Annotated in this window: 12 protein-coding genes; 5 read left to right on the forward strand and 7 right to left on the reverse strand. The window is 59.0% G+C overall.

What is annotated here, in order from left to right:
* Positions 1-114: 114 nt before the first annotated feature.
* The 5 genes from KGA82_RS12850 to KGA82_RS12870 all read right to left on the reverse strand — a co-directional run bounded on the left by KGA82_RS12850 (position 115) and on the right by KGA82_RS12870 (position 7,714).
* A complete protein-coding gene (locus tag KGA82_RS12850) occupies positions 115-2,925 on the reverse strand; it encodes an FAD-binding and (Fe-S)-binding domain-containing protein (protein ID WP_223450594.1) in 2,811 nt (936 codons plus the stop codon).
* Positions 2,922-3,593 carry a lactate utilization protein C gene (locus KGA82_RS12855; RefSeq protein ID WP_223450596.1) on the reverse strand — a complete coding sequence of 224 codons (672 nt, stop codon included), beginning with the start codon at positions 3,591-3,593 and terminating at the stop codon, positions 2,922-2,924. Before KGA82_RS12855 ends, KGA82_RS12850 begins: the two co-directional genes overlap by 4 nt.
* On the reverse strand, positions 3,593-5,047 hold the full coding sequence (locus tag KGA82_RS12860; RefSeq protein WP_192227686.1) for a LutB/LldF family L-lactate oxidation iron-sulfur protein: 1,455 nt from the start codon (positions 5,045-5,047) through the stop codon (positions 3,593-3,595). Before KGA82_RS12860 ends, KGA82_RS12855 begins: the two co-directional genes overlap by 1 nt.
* Positions 5,044-5,868, reverse strand: a complete 825-nt coding sequence (locus KGA82_RS12865) for a (Fe-S)-binding protein (RefSeq protein ID WP_223450602.1) — start codon at positions 5,866-5,868, stop codon at positions 5,044-5,046. Before KGA82_RS12865 ends, KGA82_RS12860 begins: the two co-directional genes overlap by 4 nt.
* A 151-nt stretch (positions 5,869-6,019) precedes the next feature.
* The gene (locus KGA82_RS12870) at positions 6,020-7,714 is read right to left on the reverse strand and encodes a lactate permease LctP family transporter (protein WP_223435482.1); all 1,695 of its coding nucleotides are present in this window, start codon (positions 7,712-7,714) and stop codon (positions 6,020-6,022) included.
* A 262-nt stretch (positions 7,715-7,976) separates the two neighbouring features.
* On the opposite strand from KGA82_RS12870, the gene KGA82_RS12875 reads away from it, so the two are divergent.
* Positions 7,977-8,744: a GntR family transcriptional regulator gene (locus tag KGA82_RS12875; protein ID WP_008029801.1), complete on the forward strand. Its 768-nt coding sequence runs from the start codon at positions 7,977-7,979 to the stop codon at positions 8,742-8,744.
* Between the two features lie 110 nt (positions 8,745-8,854).
* Here KGA82_RS12875 and smpB read toward each other — a convergent pair whose 3' ends face one another.
* On the reverse strand, positions 8,855-9,337 hold the full coding sequence (smpB, locus tag KGA82_RS12880; protein WP_008029800.1) for an SsrA-binding protein SmpB: 483 nt from the start codon (positions 9,335-9,337) through the stop codon (positions 8,855-8,857).
* A gap of 118 nt (positions 9,338-9,455) precedes the next feature.
* Between smpB and KGA82_RS12885 the strand changes: the two genes are divergently transcribed.
* From KGA82_RS12885 to KGA82_RS12895, 3 genes are read left to right on the forward strand one after another with little or no spacing between them, the layout of a single operon-like run.
* A complete protein-coding gene (locus tag KGA82_RS12885; protein WP_008029797.1) occupies positions 9,456-10,859 on the forward strand; it encodes a sodium-dependent transporter in 1,404 nt (467 codons plus the stop codon).
* Between the two features lie 7 nt (positions 10,860-10,866).
* A complete protein-coding gene (locus tag KGA82_RS12890; protein ID WP_223450608.1) occupies positions 10,867-11,301 on the forward strand; it encodes a type II toxin-antitoxin system RatA family toxin in 435 nt (144 codons plus the stop codon).
* Entirely contained in the window at positions 11,294-11,608 is a 315-nt protein-coding gene (locus tag KGA82_RS12895) for an RnfH family protein (protein WP_223414121.1), read from the forward strand. Before KGA82_RS12890 ends, KGA82_RS12895 begins: the two co-directional genes overlap by 8 nt.
* 61 nt (positions 11,609-11,669) lie before the next feature.
* Here the strand turns inward: KGA82_RS12895 and KGA82_RS12900 are convergent, their stop codons facing one another.
* Positions 11,670-12,197, reverse strand: a complete 528-nt coding sequence (locus KGA82_RS12900) for an outer membrane protein assembly factor BamE (RefSeq protein ID WP_008029791.1) — start codon at positions 12,195-12,197, stop codon at positions 11,670-11,672.
* Positions 12,198-12,294: 97 nt separating this feature from the next.
* Between KGA82_RS12900 and fur the strand changes: the two genes are divergently transcribed.
* Positions 12,295-12,699 carry a ferric iron uptake transcriptional regulator gene (gene fur, locus KGA82_RS12905; protein WP_064679800.1) on the forward strand — a complete coding sequence of 135 codons (405 nt, stop codon included), beginning with the start codon at positions 12,295-12,297 and terminating at the stop codon, positions 12,697-12,699.
* The last annotated feature ends 48 nt before the right edge of the window (positions 12,700-12,747 follow it).

The following is a 12,747-nucleotide window of genomic DNA, read 5'->3' on the forward strand; positions in this document are numbered from 1 at the left end:
TGAGGGCTCAGGTGTTTCCGGGCCATCAGAACGGGCTGCCGAGGTTGGGTAAGGCCCGGCAATGTCCGGGCTTAACCAGTGGACTACGACGTTCCGTCAGGGTTCTATTTTTCTTCAGATGCCCCTCGGCTGTGTGACCCGATCCACCAGATAGACCAGCCCGTGGTAGTCGATTCCGCCATGTTGCGTCAGACCGATCTCACAGGTGCGGCTGGTCGAAATCCCCTCGCTGCACTGTTGCACCGCGTCCTTGAGCGTACGCAGCGAATGGGCGTTCAGCTCCGGCGTGGTGAAGCCCTTGTCGCCGGCAAATCCACAGCAGTGAATGCCTTCGGGGATTACCACGTTTTTGCTGCACTTGCGCGCCAGATCAATCAGCGCCTGGCTTTCCCCGAGGTGCTGAGTGCTGCACGTGACATGCACGGCGATGGGCGCTTCCTGCGGTGTGAAGTCGAGTCGATCCATCAAATGCGTACGGATGAAACGCACTGGGTCGTACAGGTCCAGTCGAACATCTCCCAGGTCCTGAACCAGTCGCAAGGTGCAGGGGCTGGTGTCGCAGTAGATCGGATCGAGCCCGCCACGGCTGGCGTGCAGTAGTGCGCCAATCAGTTCCTGGCGCTTGTGTTCGGCCTGTTCGGCGTAGCCCTTGGAGGCAAACGGCTGGCCGCAGCAGAGGCTGTCCTGATTGTCCGGAAAGACTACCTGGTAACCGGCTTTTTCCAGCAGGCCACGGGTTTTGTCGTACAGCGACATTTGCTCTTTATCACCGGCCGCAGGCCCCATGACCCGCGAGACGCAAGCCGCCAGGTACACCACGCGAGGGCGCTCGTCCGACACGATCGGGCTGAAGCGAATGGCTTTTTCCGGCTGCGGCATGGCGTTGGTCCATTGTGGGACCTGACCTTTGGACAACTTCGTCAGCGTTGCCGAAAGCTTCGCCAGACGTGGTGCCCCCAACAGCATCCGCGCGCCATTGGCCACATGCAGGGTGAAACGGGCGCCTTGCAGCGCGGTGGCGAAATTGCCTTCCAGCCAGTTGGCGGTTTTCGTATGCGTCGCCTTACGGCTGCGAAGCTTTTTCACCAGCTCGCCAGTGTTGATTCCTACAGGGCAACGCTGTGCGCACAACCCGGTGGCGGCGCAGGTGTCGATGCCCTGGTATTCGTAAGCGGCTTCGAGTTCAGTGGTGTCCACGCCGGCGCGTTTTTTTGCCTGAATGTCTCGCCAGATCACGATGCGCTGGCGCGGGCTCAGGGTCAGGCCTTTCGACGGGCAGACCGGCTCACAAAAACCGCACTCGATGCACTTATCCACAATCTCGTCGGCGGCCGGCAACGGCTTCAGGTGTTTGAGGTGAATCTGCGGATCGTCACTGAGCACCACGTCCGGGTTGAGAATGCCGTTGGGGTCGAGCAGGCGCTTGAGCTGCCACATCAACTGGTAGGCATCTCTGCCCCATTCCAGCTCCACGAACGGCGCCATGTTGCGACCGGTGCCGTGCTCGGCTTTCAGCGAACCGCCGAACTCCACCGCGACCAACTGCGCCACGTCGTCCATGAACGCCTGATAGCGTGCGACTTCTTCCGGGTTGTTGAAGCCTTGGGTGAAGACGAAGTGCAGATTACCTTCCAGCGCGTGTCCGAAAAGGATCGCTTCGTCGTAGTGATGCTTGTCGAACAACTCGATCAGACGATTCACGCCGATGGCCAGTTGTTCTACCGGGAAGGTCACGTCTTCGATGATCACCGTGGTGCCGGTTTTACGCACCGCGCCGACGGCGGGGAAGGTGTCCTTGCGAATGGCCCAGAGGCGGGCGTTCTCGATTGGGTCTTCGGTGAAGTCGACCTGTTTTTCCACTGGGAACGAAGTCAGTGACGCCATGATTTGCGCCAATTGCTCGTGCAGTAAAGTCGACGACGCAGCGCGGGATTCGATCAGCAGCGCGCAGGCATTGTTCGACAGATGCTGTACGAAATCCGGCATGCCGGGTTTGTTCTGCACTGAACGCAGACTGCGACGGTCGAGCAGTTCCACGGCCGACACCGGTTGGCTTTTCAGCACGGTGACGGCGTTGCAGCAGGTCTCCACATCCGGAAACACGATCAGCGCCGACGCCTTGTTCGGGTGGTCGATCACCGTGTCGTAGGTCACGGCGCTGATGAACCCCAGCGTGCCTTCGGAACCCACCAGCAAGTGGCTCAAGATATCCACAGGCTCGTCGTAATCCACCAGGGCGTTGAGTGACAGGCCGGTGGTATTTTTCAGACGGTATTTGTGGCGGATTTTTGCAGCCAGTTCGGAATTGGCGCGGGTCTCGTGGCCCAGTGTCGCTAAACGTTCAAGCAGCGCTGCGTGGCTCTCACGAAACGCCGTGACACTCGCCGCATCTTCGGTGTCGAGGCGGCTGCCGTCGGCGAGCACCAGGCGAATACCGGCCAGCGTGTGATAGGTGTTTTGCGCCGTGCCGCAGCACATGCCGCTGGCGTTATTGGCGACGATACCGCCGATTTTGCAGGCGTTGATCGAGGCCGGGTCGGGACCGATCTTGCGTCCGAACGGTGCCAGCCACGCGTTGGCCTGCGCGCCGATAACGCCCGGCTGCAGACGAATTTGCATGCCGTGGCCGCGGATCTCGCGTCCGTTCCAGTTATCCCCAAGCACGATCAGCACCGAGTCGCTGATGGCCTGGCCGGACAGGCTGGTGCCGGCGGCGCGGAAGGTCACCGGAACCTGATCCCGTTGCGCCAGTTTCAGCAGCGCCACCACTTCATCTTCAGACTCGACGCGGATCACCAGTTGCGGAATCAACCGGTAGAAACTGGCATCGGTGCCGAACGCCAATGTCGACAGCGGGTCGTCGAACCGTCGTTCTTGAGGGATCAGTTGCTGCGCATCTCGCAGGAAAGTCGCCGGTAGAGTCATTGGTCCTCCAGGATCAAAACCACCAGGTCTTTCGGGCCGTGGGCACCGTAAGCCAGGACTTGTTCGATGTCGGCCGTTTTCGACGGGCCGGACACTAACAGCGCGTTGGTCGGCATGCCGTGAGCCCAGTTGAACTCCTGCTGCACCTGATAGAAGTTGTCACGGATTTCACTGGCCTTGAGCAGGGCGAAATGTACGGGTGGCACCAGGCTCAACAAGCGCGGTTCTTCCCGCGTCGGCCAGAGAATCAGACTACCTGTCGCGGCGATTGCGCCGAGGGTGGTGGTCAGGCTGGCCGGTGTGTCGTTGAACAGCTCGGCTTTCCATTCTTCCACCGGACGGTCGTAGGCCTGTAGCGTCGGCAAGCCGGGATTTTTCGCCCAGTGCTGAGTGACACGTTGACCGTGCGGCGTCGTCGGCGCGATCAACAGGCTCGGCAACTGACGATCTTGCAGCAACTGAGCAAGCAACGAAGGCCAGGCTTCGCCGGACGTCAGATGGATTTCCGTGTGCACCGCTTCCATCAGTTTGCGCAGCTGCGGAATGCGTTGTTCGGGTGCGTAGGTGTACGGCGCTGTCACCAGTTCGACGTCGAACTCGTCAGGCACGGGCGTCGTGCCGGTCAGACTTTTCCGTAACTTGGCGAGGATGTTTTGCTTGGCGCTCATCAGCGATCTCCCTGTTTGGCCAGATGCTCGCGGGCCATGTCGTGCAGTGAGCGGGCAGCCGGTTTCGGGGCGCTGTGGTTTTGCGTCCAAGGGCCGACGTTGCTCGGTGCGAGGGCACGCAGACGCGTGGCGACAAAGCCGAACAGTCGATACAGCGTCGGCGAACTGTTGAGTTTCGCCCAGGCATTCCAGATAAAACGCTCCTTGCGCGAATACTTGCTGCCCTGGCCGCGCATCACTTGATGCGGGCTGTCCGGGGCTTTGACGTTCTCTTCCCGCAGGCGACGCAGTAGGGAAGGGATAGGAATTTTTACCGGACAGACTTCGCCGCAAGCACCACACAGCGACGACGCACTCGGATGATCCGGGACATTCGCCAGGCCGACCATGTGCGGCGTGATGATTTTTCCGATAGGCCCAGGGTAAACCTCCCCATAGGCGTGGCCGCCGATTCGAGTGTAGACCGGGCAATGATTCATACAGGCGCCGCAGCGAATGCAGTTCAGGGTCTGGCGCAATTCACTGTCGGCAAAGGCCTGGCTGCGACCGTTGTCCAGCAGCACAAGGTGCACTTCCTGCGGGCCATCGAGTTCATCGGCCTTGCGTGGGCCGGAGATCATATTGACGTAGGTAGTGATCGGCTGGCCGAGGGCCGAGCGGGTCAACAGTGACACCAGCGGCACCACGTCACGCAGGTTTTCCACGACTTTTTCGATGCCGGTGACCGCGATGTGTACCGGCGGCACCGTGGTGGTCATGCGCCCGTTGCCTTCGTTTTCCACCAGCAGCAAGGTGCCGGTTTCGGCCACGGCGAAGTTGACGCCTGAGACGCCGATGTCCGCTTCGAAGAATTTCTGCCGCAAGACTTTGCGACCGATCTGAATGAGTTGGTCAACGTCCTTGGTGTATTCCACGCCAAGTTTGTCATGGAACAAGGACGCGACCTGACCGGCATTCTTGTGGATCGCCGGCATAATAATGTGTGAAGGCTTCTCGTGGTCGAGCTGGACGATGTACTCGCCCATGTCCGATTCCAGGCATTCAATGCCCCGTTCAGCGAGGAAATGGTTCATCTCCATTTCTTCGCTGACCATCGATTTGCCCTTGATCACTTGCCGCCCCTCGTGAGCGCGGATGATCGAGAGGACGATGCCATTGGCTTCGTCCACCGTTTCCGCCCAGTGCACTGTCACACCGTTGCGGGTCAGGTTCTGTTCAAGCTGCTCGAGCAGGTCGGGCAACTTCGATAACGCACGGGCGCGGACAGCGTTGCCCAGCGCTCGCAAATGTTCTCTTTCATGGGCATCGCTGAAGGACGCTGCCCGTTTTGTCATCAGAGAATCCATCGCAGTGCGAAAGTTGTTTCGCAGTTGCTTGTCACCCAATGCCGTGTGAGCACGGGTGCGGAAATCTTCTTCTACGGCAACCGTAGGAATAATCGCGGAAGCGTTCATTGAACACCTCCGGTGCGCTGCCAAAGGAAACTGGCCAGGTGTTGGCCGCGCAACGCTTCCTTCTGTTTCTCCAGCGAGCCGTTGATGTTCATCAGGCAACCGCAGTCGGCACTGAGTACCTTGTGCGCACCGGATTCCTTCAACGCCCGGGTCTTGTCAGCCACCATCGCGCCGGAAATGTCTGGCATACGGACGCTGAAAGTCCCACCGAAGCCACAGCATTCACTTTCATGGCTATGGTCGACTCGCTCCACATTCCCCAACTGCGCCAACAACTCGCGGCCGTGCAAGTGGGTGTTCATCTCACGACGTGCCGAACACGATGTGTGCAATGCCACTTTGACCGGTTCGCCGCTGTCCTTGAGCTGCACCTTGCAGACAAACAACAGAAACTCGGCCAGCTCATAAGTCCGGGCCGCCAGGGCCTGAACCTGTTTCAACGTTTGCGGCTCGTCCTTGAACAAGTCGGCATAGTGCTCGCGCAACATGCCGGCGCACGATCCCGACGGCACCACCACCGGATAATCTCCGGCGAACAGCGCCAGTTGCGCGCGTGCCACGGTCCGGGCCTGGTCGGTGTAACCGGAGGTGTAGGCCGGTTGTCCGCAGCAGCTTTGCCCTTGCGGGTACTCGACGCGAATGCCTTCGCGTTCCAGCAGGTGAATCGCATCCATCCCGGCTTCCGGGTAGAACAGATCAACCACGCAGGTCCCGAACAGGTAGACCCGTTTCGGTTTTTCGCTGGGATATTGCCGAGGCTTGGGCAGTGGCGGGGCGACGCGGGTCGCGTTCGGCACGGCGTTGTAAAAAAGCTCGCTCATCAGGCGTGTCTCCGGGTGGTCCCGGTTATCCGTCCGCTGAGGCTGCTGAATATAGAGAGAGATTCTTTCAGCAGCCTTACAGACCGGGTTGTGAATAGCTGACGCCGGAATCGTGGTCCGGCGTCGGTTTTTGCGTTTTTTCTTGTAGTACTTAGTGCACCAGCATGCCGGTGAACCAGTAGGCCTGAGCCAAGGTGATCAGGCCGACGATGGTTGCGAAGAACAGGCTGTGCTTGAGGGTGAAACGGAACAGGTCCGATTCCTTGCCGACCAGACCGGTCGCGGCGCAGGCCACGGCGATCGATTGTGGCGAGATCATCTTGCCGGTCACGCCGCCGCTGGTGTTTGCCGCCACCAACAAGGTGTCGTTGACGCCGATCTGGTGTGCGGTGGTCGCTTGCAACGAGCTGAACAGCGCGTTGGACGAGGTGTCGGAACCGGTCAGGAACACGCCCAGCCAGCCGAGGAACGGCGAGAAGAACGGGAACGCCGCGCCGGTGCCTGCCAATACCAGCGCCATGGTCGACGACATGCCCGAGTAGTTGGTGACGAAGGCAAACGCCAACACCATGCCGATGGACAGGATCGGCCAACGCAGCTCGTAGAATGTCTCTCTAAAAGTGGTCAGACCAGTTTTGATGTTGATCTTCAACACCAGCATCGAGATCAGTGCGGAGAAGAAAATCGCCGTACCGGTCGCGGAGATCGGATCGAGTTTGAACACGGCCGGGATGGCGGTCGGAGCGGTCACGATCGGAGCGACCTTGATCACCATTTGGTCCAGGTGCGGAATGGCGAAGTTGAACACCCAGCCGTACATCGAGCCGCCAGCGGCGAACATCGCCTTGAACGGCTTCAGGGTCCAGATGGTGACCAGCACGGTGAGGATCAGGAACGGCGACCAGGCTTTGAAAATTTCACCGAGGCTGTAAGGCGAGGCCACGGTTGTGCGCGGCTGGCCGAAACCGCCGGCGCTGGCGGTCACAACGGAGGCCGAAACGGCACCGACGATGTGTTGGCCTGCGGCGCGTTTCGGCTGCCAGACTTTCAGGAACAGCGTCAGGGAGATCAGGCTGGCCAGGGCCGAGGTGATGTCCGGCAGTTCCGGGCCGATGAAGTTCGACGTGAAGTATTGGGTGATGGCGAAGCTCAAACCGGCCACCAGTGCTGCTGGCCAGGTTTCCCGCACGCCGCGCAGGCCGTCCATCATGAACACCAGCCAGAACGGCACGAACAGCGACAGCAGCGGCAGTTGGCGACCGGTCATGGCGCCGATCTTGAACGCGTCGATACCGGTCACTTGCCCGGCCACGATGATCGGGATCCCCAAGGCGCCGAAGGCCACTGGCGCGGTGTTGGCGATCAGGCACAGGCCTGCAGCGTATAGCGGGTTGAAGCCGAGTCCTACAAGGAGGGCGGCGGTAATCGCTACCGGTGCGCCGAAACCGGCTGCACCTTCAAGGAATGCACCGAAGCAGAAGCCGATCAGCAGCACCTGCAAACGCTGGTCGTCGGTGATCGACAGGACGGAGCTGCGAATCACTTCGAACTGACCACTCTTGACCGTCAGTTTGTAGAGGAACACGGCGGCGACGATGATCCACGCAATCGGCCACAGGCCGTAGGCGAAGCCATACCCGGCGGCGGCGAATGCCATATCGACCGGCATCTGGAACGCGAAGATGGCCACCGCAATGGACAAGGCCAGCGTGATGCTGCCGGCCACGTGCCCTTTGAGTCGGAACACGGCCAACGCCAGGAAGAAAAACACGATGGGGATAACGGCTGCGAGCGCGGAAAAGCCGAGGCTGCCGAGCGGGGTATAGAGCTGTTGCCAGGTTTGCATATGGGGTGGCCCCTAATTGTTGTTGGTCAGGCACTGATCAGCGTTCTTGGATAATTGGTAATACCAATTTACAATCGCTGTTCGCTAGGGTAAAAGCCTTGTAGGCGGCGTGTCAATTTGCCGCCCTAAAACTTTTGTCGAACACGTGCTGTGGCGTCTGCTTGATCCGCTCGTACAAATGCCGTCTGGTAGGTGCTGGCAAAGCGCCGATAGGCCAGAATAGAGAGCCCGGCGAGCCGTCGGGATCGTGGAGAATTGAGTTATGGGGTTTGATCAAATTCGTCAGCGCCGTTTGTCTGACGATATTGTCGAGCAGCTCGAGGGGATGATTCTCGAGGGCACGCTGAAGGCTGGTGAGCGCTTGCCGGCCGAGCGTGCATTGGCCGAGCAGTTCGGCGTGTCACGCCCTTCGTTGCGCGAAGCGATTCAGAAGCTGGCGGCCAAGGGCTTGCTGGTCAGTCGCCAGGGTGGCGGCAACTATGTGGTGGAGTCACTGGGCACGACCTTTAGTGATCCGCTGCTTCATCTGCTTGAAAGCAACCCTGAGGCCCAGCGCGATCTGCTTGAATTTCGCCATACCCTGGAGGCGTCCTGCGCCTATTACGCAGCAATGCGGGCGACAGATGTCGATCGCGAGCGGTTGACCGCGGCCTTCAATGAATTGCAGGACTGCTACACCCGTCACGATGAAGTGAGTCGGGCGGAAGAGGGGGCGGCGGACGCGAAGTTTCACCTGGCAATCGCCGAAGCCAGTCACAACGCGGTGTTGCTGCACACCATTCGCGGGCTGTTCGATCTGCTCAAACGCAACGTGGTGACCAACATTGGCGGCATGTACAAACAGCGCACGGAAACCCGCGACATGCTGATCACGCAGCATCGGGAGTTGTACATGGCGATTATTGAGGGGAGGGCGGAGCAGGCGCGGGAAGTTTCCAGTCGACACATTCTGTATGTACAGGAAGTGCTGGAAGAGGTGCGTCAGGAAGTGCAGCGCATGGCCCGGGCGGAGCGGCGCAAGGGGATGTAGTCAGTTAGTTTTGTATCGTTCGTGCGATTGCATTCGCGGGCAAGCCTCGCTCCTACAGGGTGATGTGTAGGAGCGAGGCTTGCCCGCGAAGAGGGCCTCAAGGCGAAAAATTACTCTTCCTTGCCCTTGTTGCGCACCGCTCGCTGCAACTCGCGACCGGCGTCGCGTTCGCGTTCGGTATCACGCTTGTCGTATTCCTTCTTGCCCTTGCCCAGAGCGATCTCGCACTTGACCATGTGCTTGCTCCAGTACCAGGACAGGCACACGCAGGCGTAACCCTTTTGCTGCACGGCGGCGGCCAGCTTTTCCAGCTCGCGGCGGTTGAGCAGCAATTTGCGGGTGCGCGTCGGATCGGCGATGACGTGCGTGCTGGCGGTCGTCAGGGGCGTAATGTGGCTGCCGAGCAGCCATGCTTCGCCATCTTTCAACAGCACGTAACTGTCGACCAGTTGCAGCTTGCTTGCCCGCAGACTTTTTACTTCCCAGCCGGCCAGGACCAGACCAGCCTCGAACCGATGTTCGATGAAGTAATCGTGTCGCGCCTTTTTATTCTGCGCGATGGTCCCTGTTGGGTGTTTCTTCTGTTTAGCCATAGGGGCGGCATTATAGGGAGTTGCACGCGAGTCGGCTACGGTGATGCTGCGTGCTTGAGCAGGTTGATTGAATCCCGGACAATGCGCCCTCTTTTTTCAATGCTTGGACGTGGTAACGATGTCGACAGACAAGGTTTCTGTCCACGGCAGTTGGGCTAGCCGCTGGGTCTTCATACTCGCCGCGACCGGTTCGGCCGTGGGCCTGGGTAGCATCTGGAAGTTCCCGTACATGGTCGGGGTCTACGGCGGCGGTGCCTTTGTATTGATGTTCCTGGCCTGTATCGCACTGATCGGAGTACCGGTCATGCTGGCTGAAACCCTGATCGGTCGTCGCGCCCGGCAAAGTCCGGCCAATGCCTTGAAGGTGCTGGCGCTGGAGGCCGGGCATTCGGGCAAGTGGTCCTGGGGCGCATTCGCCGGGATGATCACGGCGTTGCTGATCCTGTCTTTCTATAGCGTCGTCGGTGGTTGGTCGCTGGATTACATCATCGACATGGGGCGCGGCGACTTTCAGGGGGTAACGCCGGATCAGGTCGGTGCGTACTTTGGTAAGGTGATCGCCGATCCATGGCGCCTGACACTTTGGCATACGATTTTTATGCTGTTGTCCGCTGTTGTCATCGCCAGAGGCGTAGTCGCCGGCCTTGAGCGCAGCCTGCGCATCATGATGCCGCTGCTCTTCGTGATGGTTCTGGTGCTGCTGGGTTACAGCATGACCACCGGCCATTTCATGGAGGGCGTGCATTTCATGTTCGACTTCCACCCGGAAAAAGTCCTCGACGGCTTGCTGCCGGCCATGGGGCACGCGTTCTTTTCCCTGAGCGTCGGCGTTGGTTCGATCATGATTTATGGCGCCTACATGCCGAAACATTCGTCGATCTCCGGCACAGTGGTTGGTGTCGCGCTGCTCGATACCTTTGTTTCGCTGGTCGCGGGTCTGGCATTGTTTCCGATTGTGTTCGCCGCCGGCCTGAACCCGAGCGAAGGCCCTGGCCTGATGTTCGTCAGCCTGCCATTTGCCTTTGGCAACGTAGCGTTTGGTCAGTTGATGGGGGTAGTGTTCTTCGTCCTGGTCGCGATTGCAGCCTGGAGTTCGGCGATTTCACTGCTTGAACCGATGGTGGCTTACCTGGTTGAACGCACTAAAGTCAGTCGCGCGTGGGTGACTTTCTGGCTGGCGTTCACCTGCTGGTTCGTCGGTCTGGGCACGGTGTTTTCCTTCAATATCTGGAAGGAAGCCAAGTTTTTCGTGAACGAAGGCGGGATGTTCCATCTCTATCAATGGGGTGCGGCCGGCGGTCTGGATTTCTTTGGCGTGATCGATTTCTTTACCTCGCGGATCATGTTGCCACTCGGTGGTTTGTGTTTCGTGGTGTTTGCAGGATGGGTGATGGGGCGTGAAGCGGTGCGCGACGAGTTGTCGATCCGCAACCCCATGCTGTTCAATCTGTCCCTGTTTTTGATGCGCTATGTGGCGCCCATCGGCATTCTTGTAGTGTTTGCCGCCCAGCTGTGGAAGTGACGCTGACATGACGACACACATTCAACGTTCGGCTCTGCTGCCGTACCCGGCACAAGCGCTGTATGACCTGGTCAATGACGTGGCACGTTACCCGGAGTTTTTGCCGTGGTGCTCGTCGGCCGAAGTCCTGGAAAACTCTCCCGAGTACATGCGCGCGAGCGTTGGCGTGGCCAAGGGTGGCCTCAGTCAGCATTTCGTGACGCGTAACACCTTGGTCCCCGGGCATTCGATCGAGATGAATCTCGAGGAAGGCCCATTCACCCAGTTGCATGGCATCTGGGTGTTCAAGGCGTTGACCGACAAGGCCTGCAAGATCAGCCTGGACCTGTCGTTCGATTACGCCGGGCCGATTGTTCGCGCGACCCTGGGGCCATTGTTCAATCAGGCGGCCAATACGCTGGTCGATGCGTTCTGCCAGCGCGCCAAACAGATACATGGTTAAGCCCGTGATCGAAATCGAGGTGGTGTATGCCGCTGTTGATCGTCAGGTGCTTCGCTGTGTGACGGTGCCCGCAGGCACAACAGTGCGCGCAGCGCTGCTTGATTCGGGAATAGGCGAAGCGTTTCCAGAGCTGGATCTGGGCGAATGCCCTGTCGGGATATTCGGCAAGGTGATCGCCGATCCGGACACGCATCAGGTTCGGGCAGGGGATCGTATCGAGATCTATCGGCCTTTACTGGCCGATCCGAAAGAGGTTCGCCGGTTGCGCGCAGCGAAGGCTGCCGAGGCAAAAGCCCGAAATCAGTGACCTGGTTAAATGCCAGGCAATAAAAAACCCGGACATTCCGGGTTTTTTATTGCGTCGCAAATTATTGCGGCGAGGTTTCCAGCGGTTCTGGCGTCGGGACTGGAACGGTTTCTACGCCGTCCACGTCCTTCTGGATCTGATCCAGCAACGAACCTGGCTTGACCGGTTTTTCCGGTTTCGGCTTCTCGGCGTTTTCAACAGGCGCGGTCACGTTAGTGCCACTGTCCTTGCCGAGAATGGCTTCGTCCCGGCTCACGCCTGGCATGAAATCACCAGAGAGGCTGACAAGTTGGTCATTTGGGTTGAAGATAACGCTAATGCGTTCCTGTTGGCGTTCACCGCCACCGGGTTGCAGGCTGTACAGATAATCCCAGCGATCGGCATGGAACGTGTCGGTCAACAGGGGGTTGCCCATGATAAACCGTACTTGCTTACGGGTCATTCCCGGGCGTAACTGGTTTATCATGTCCTGCGTGACGACATTGCCCTGCTGGATGTCGATTTTGTAAACCCCGGGGAATGAACAACCGGCGAGTGCGAGCAGTCCCACAAAGGTGAAACTGGTTAGCAAGAGCTTGGTGTTTTGCATCGGTGGGCGACTTCCACTATCTTGGCTGGGACAACGTAAACGCCGATCATACCCGCATTAAGAGAAGCTGCGAAGCAGCATCGCGAGAAAGCTGACCATGGTTGAAAATAGCGAACTACGCAAAGCCGGTCTCAAAGTGACCCTTCCACGGGTCAAAATTCTGCAAATGCTCGATTCCGCCGCGCAACGCCACATGAGTGCCGAGGATGTTTACAAGGCGCTGATGGAGGCTGGTGAGGACGTCGGTCTGGCCACGGTTTACCGTGTACTGACTCAGTTCGAGGCAGCTGGCCTTGTGGTGCGGCACAACTTCGACGGAGGCCATGCGGTCTTCGAGCTGGATGACGGCAAGCATCACGACCATATGGTCAACGTCGAAACCAGCGAAGTGATCGAATTCTTCGACGAAGAAATCGAGCGCCTGCAGAAAGCCATCGTCGACAAGTACGGTTTCGAGATGGTCGATCACAATCTGGTGCTGTACGTGCGCAAGAAAAAGTAAGCATGTCGCGCGAATTTCACATTCGCGAAACGAACGAAGGCGACCCCA

The organism is Pseudomonas sp. BF-RE-22 (assembly GCF_019956155.1).
Classification (GTDB): Bacteria; Pseudomonadota; Gammaproteobacteria; order Pseudomonadales; family Pseudomonadaceae; genus Aquipseudomonas; species Aquipseudomonas migulae.

Bases quoted from the DNA above. Each gene is read 5' to 3' on its own strand.
- KGA82_RS12850 (WP_223450594.1), bottom strand. From the start codon at position 2,925: ATGACTCTACCGGCGACTTTCCTGCGAGATGCGCAGCAACTGATCCCT.
- KGA82_RS12855 (WP_223450596.1), bottom strand. From the start codon at position 3,593: ATGAGCGCCAAGCAAAACATCCTCGCCAAGTTACGGAAAAGTCTGACC.
- KGA82_RS12860 (WP_192227686.1), bottom strand. From the start codon at position 5,047: ATGAACGCTTCCGCGATTATTCCTACGGTTGCCGTAGAAGAAGATTTC.
- KGA82_RS12865 (WP_223450602.1), bottom strand. From the start codon at position 5,868: ATGAGCGAGCTTTTTTACAACGCCGTGCCGAACGCGACCCGCGTCGCC.
- KGA82_RS12870 (WP_223435482.1), bottom strand. From the start codon at position 7,714: ATGCAAACCTGGCAACAGCTCTATACCCCGCTCGGCAGCCTCGGCTTT.
- KGA82_RS12875 (WP_008029801.1), top strand. From the start codon at position 7,977: ATGGGGTTTGATCAAATTCGTCAGCGCCGTTTGTCTGACGATATTGTC.
- smpB (WP_008029800.1), bottom strand. From the start codon at position 9,337: ATGGCTAAACAGAAGAAACACCCAACAGGGACCATCGCGCAGAATAAA.
- KGA82_RS12885 (WP_008029797.1), top strand. From the start codon at position 9,456: ATGTCGACAGACAAGGTTTCTGTCCACGGCAGTTGGGCTAGCCGCTGG.
- KGA82_RS12890 (WP_223450608.1), top strand. From the start codon at position 10,867: ATGACGACACACATTCAACGTTCGGCTCTGCTGCCGTACCCGGCACAA.
- KGA82_RS12895 (WP_223414121.1), top strand. From the start codon at position 11,294: ATGGTTAAGCCCGTGATCGAAATCGAGGTGGTGTATGCCGCTGTTGAT.
- KGA82_RS12900 (WP_008029791.1), bottom strand. From the start codon at position 12,197: ATGCAAAACACCAAGCTCTTGCTAACCAGTTTCACCTTTGTGGGACTG.
- fur (WP_064679800.1), top strand. From the start codon at position 12,295: ATGGTTGAAAATAGCGAACTACGCAAAGCCGGTCTCAAAGTGACCCTT.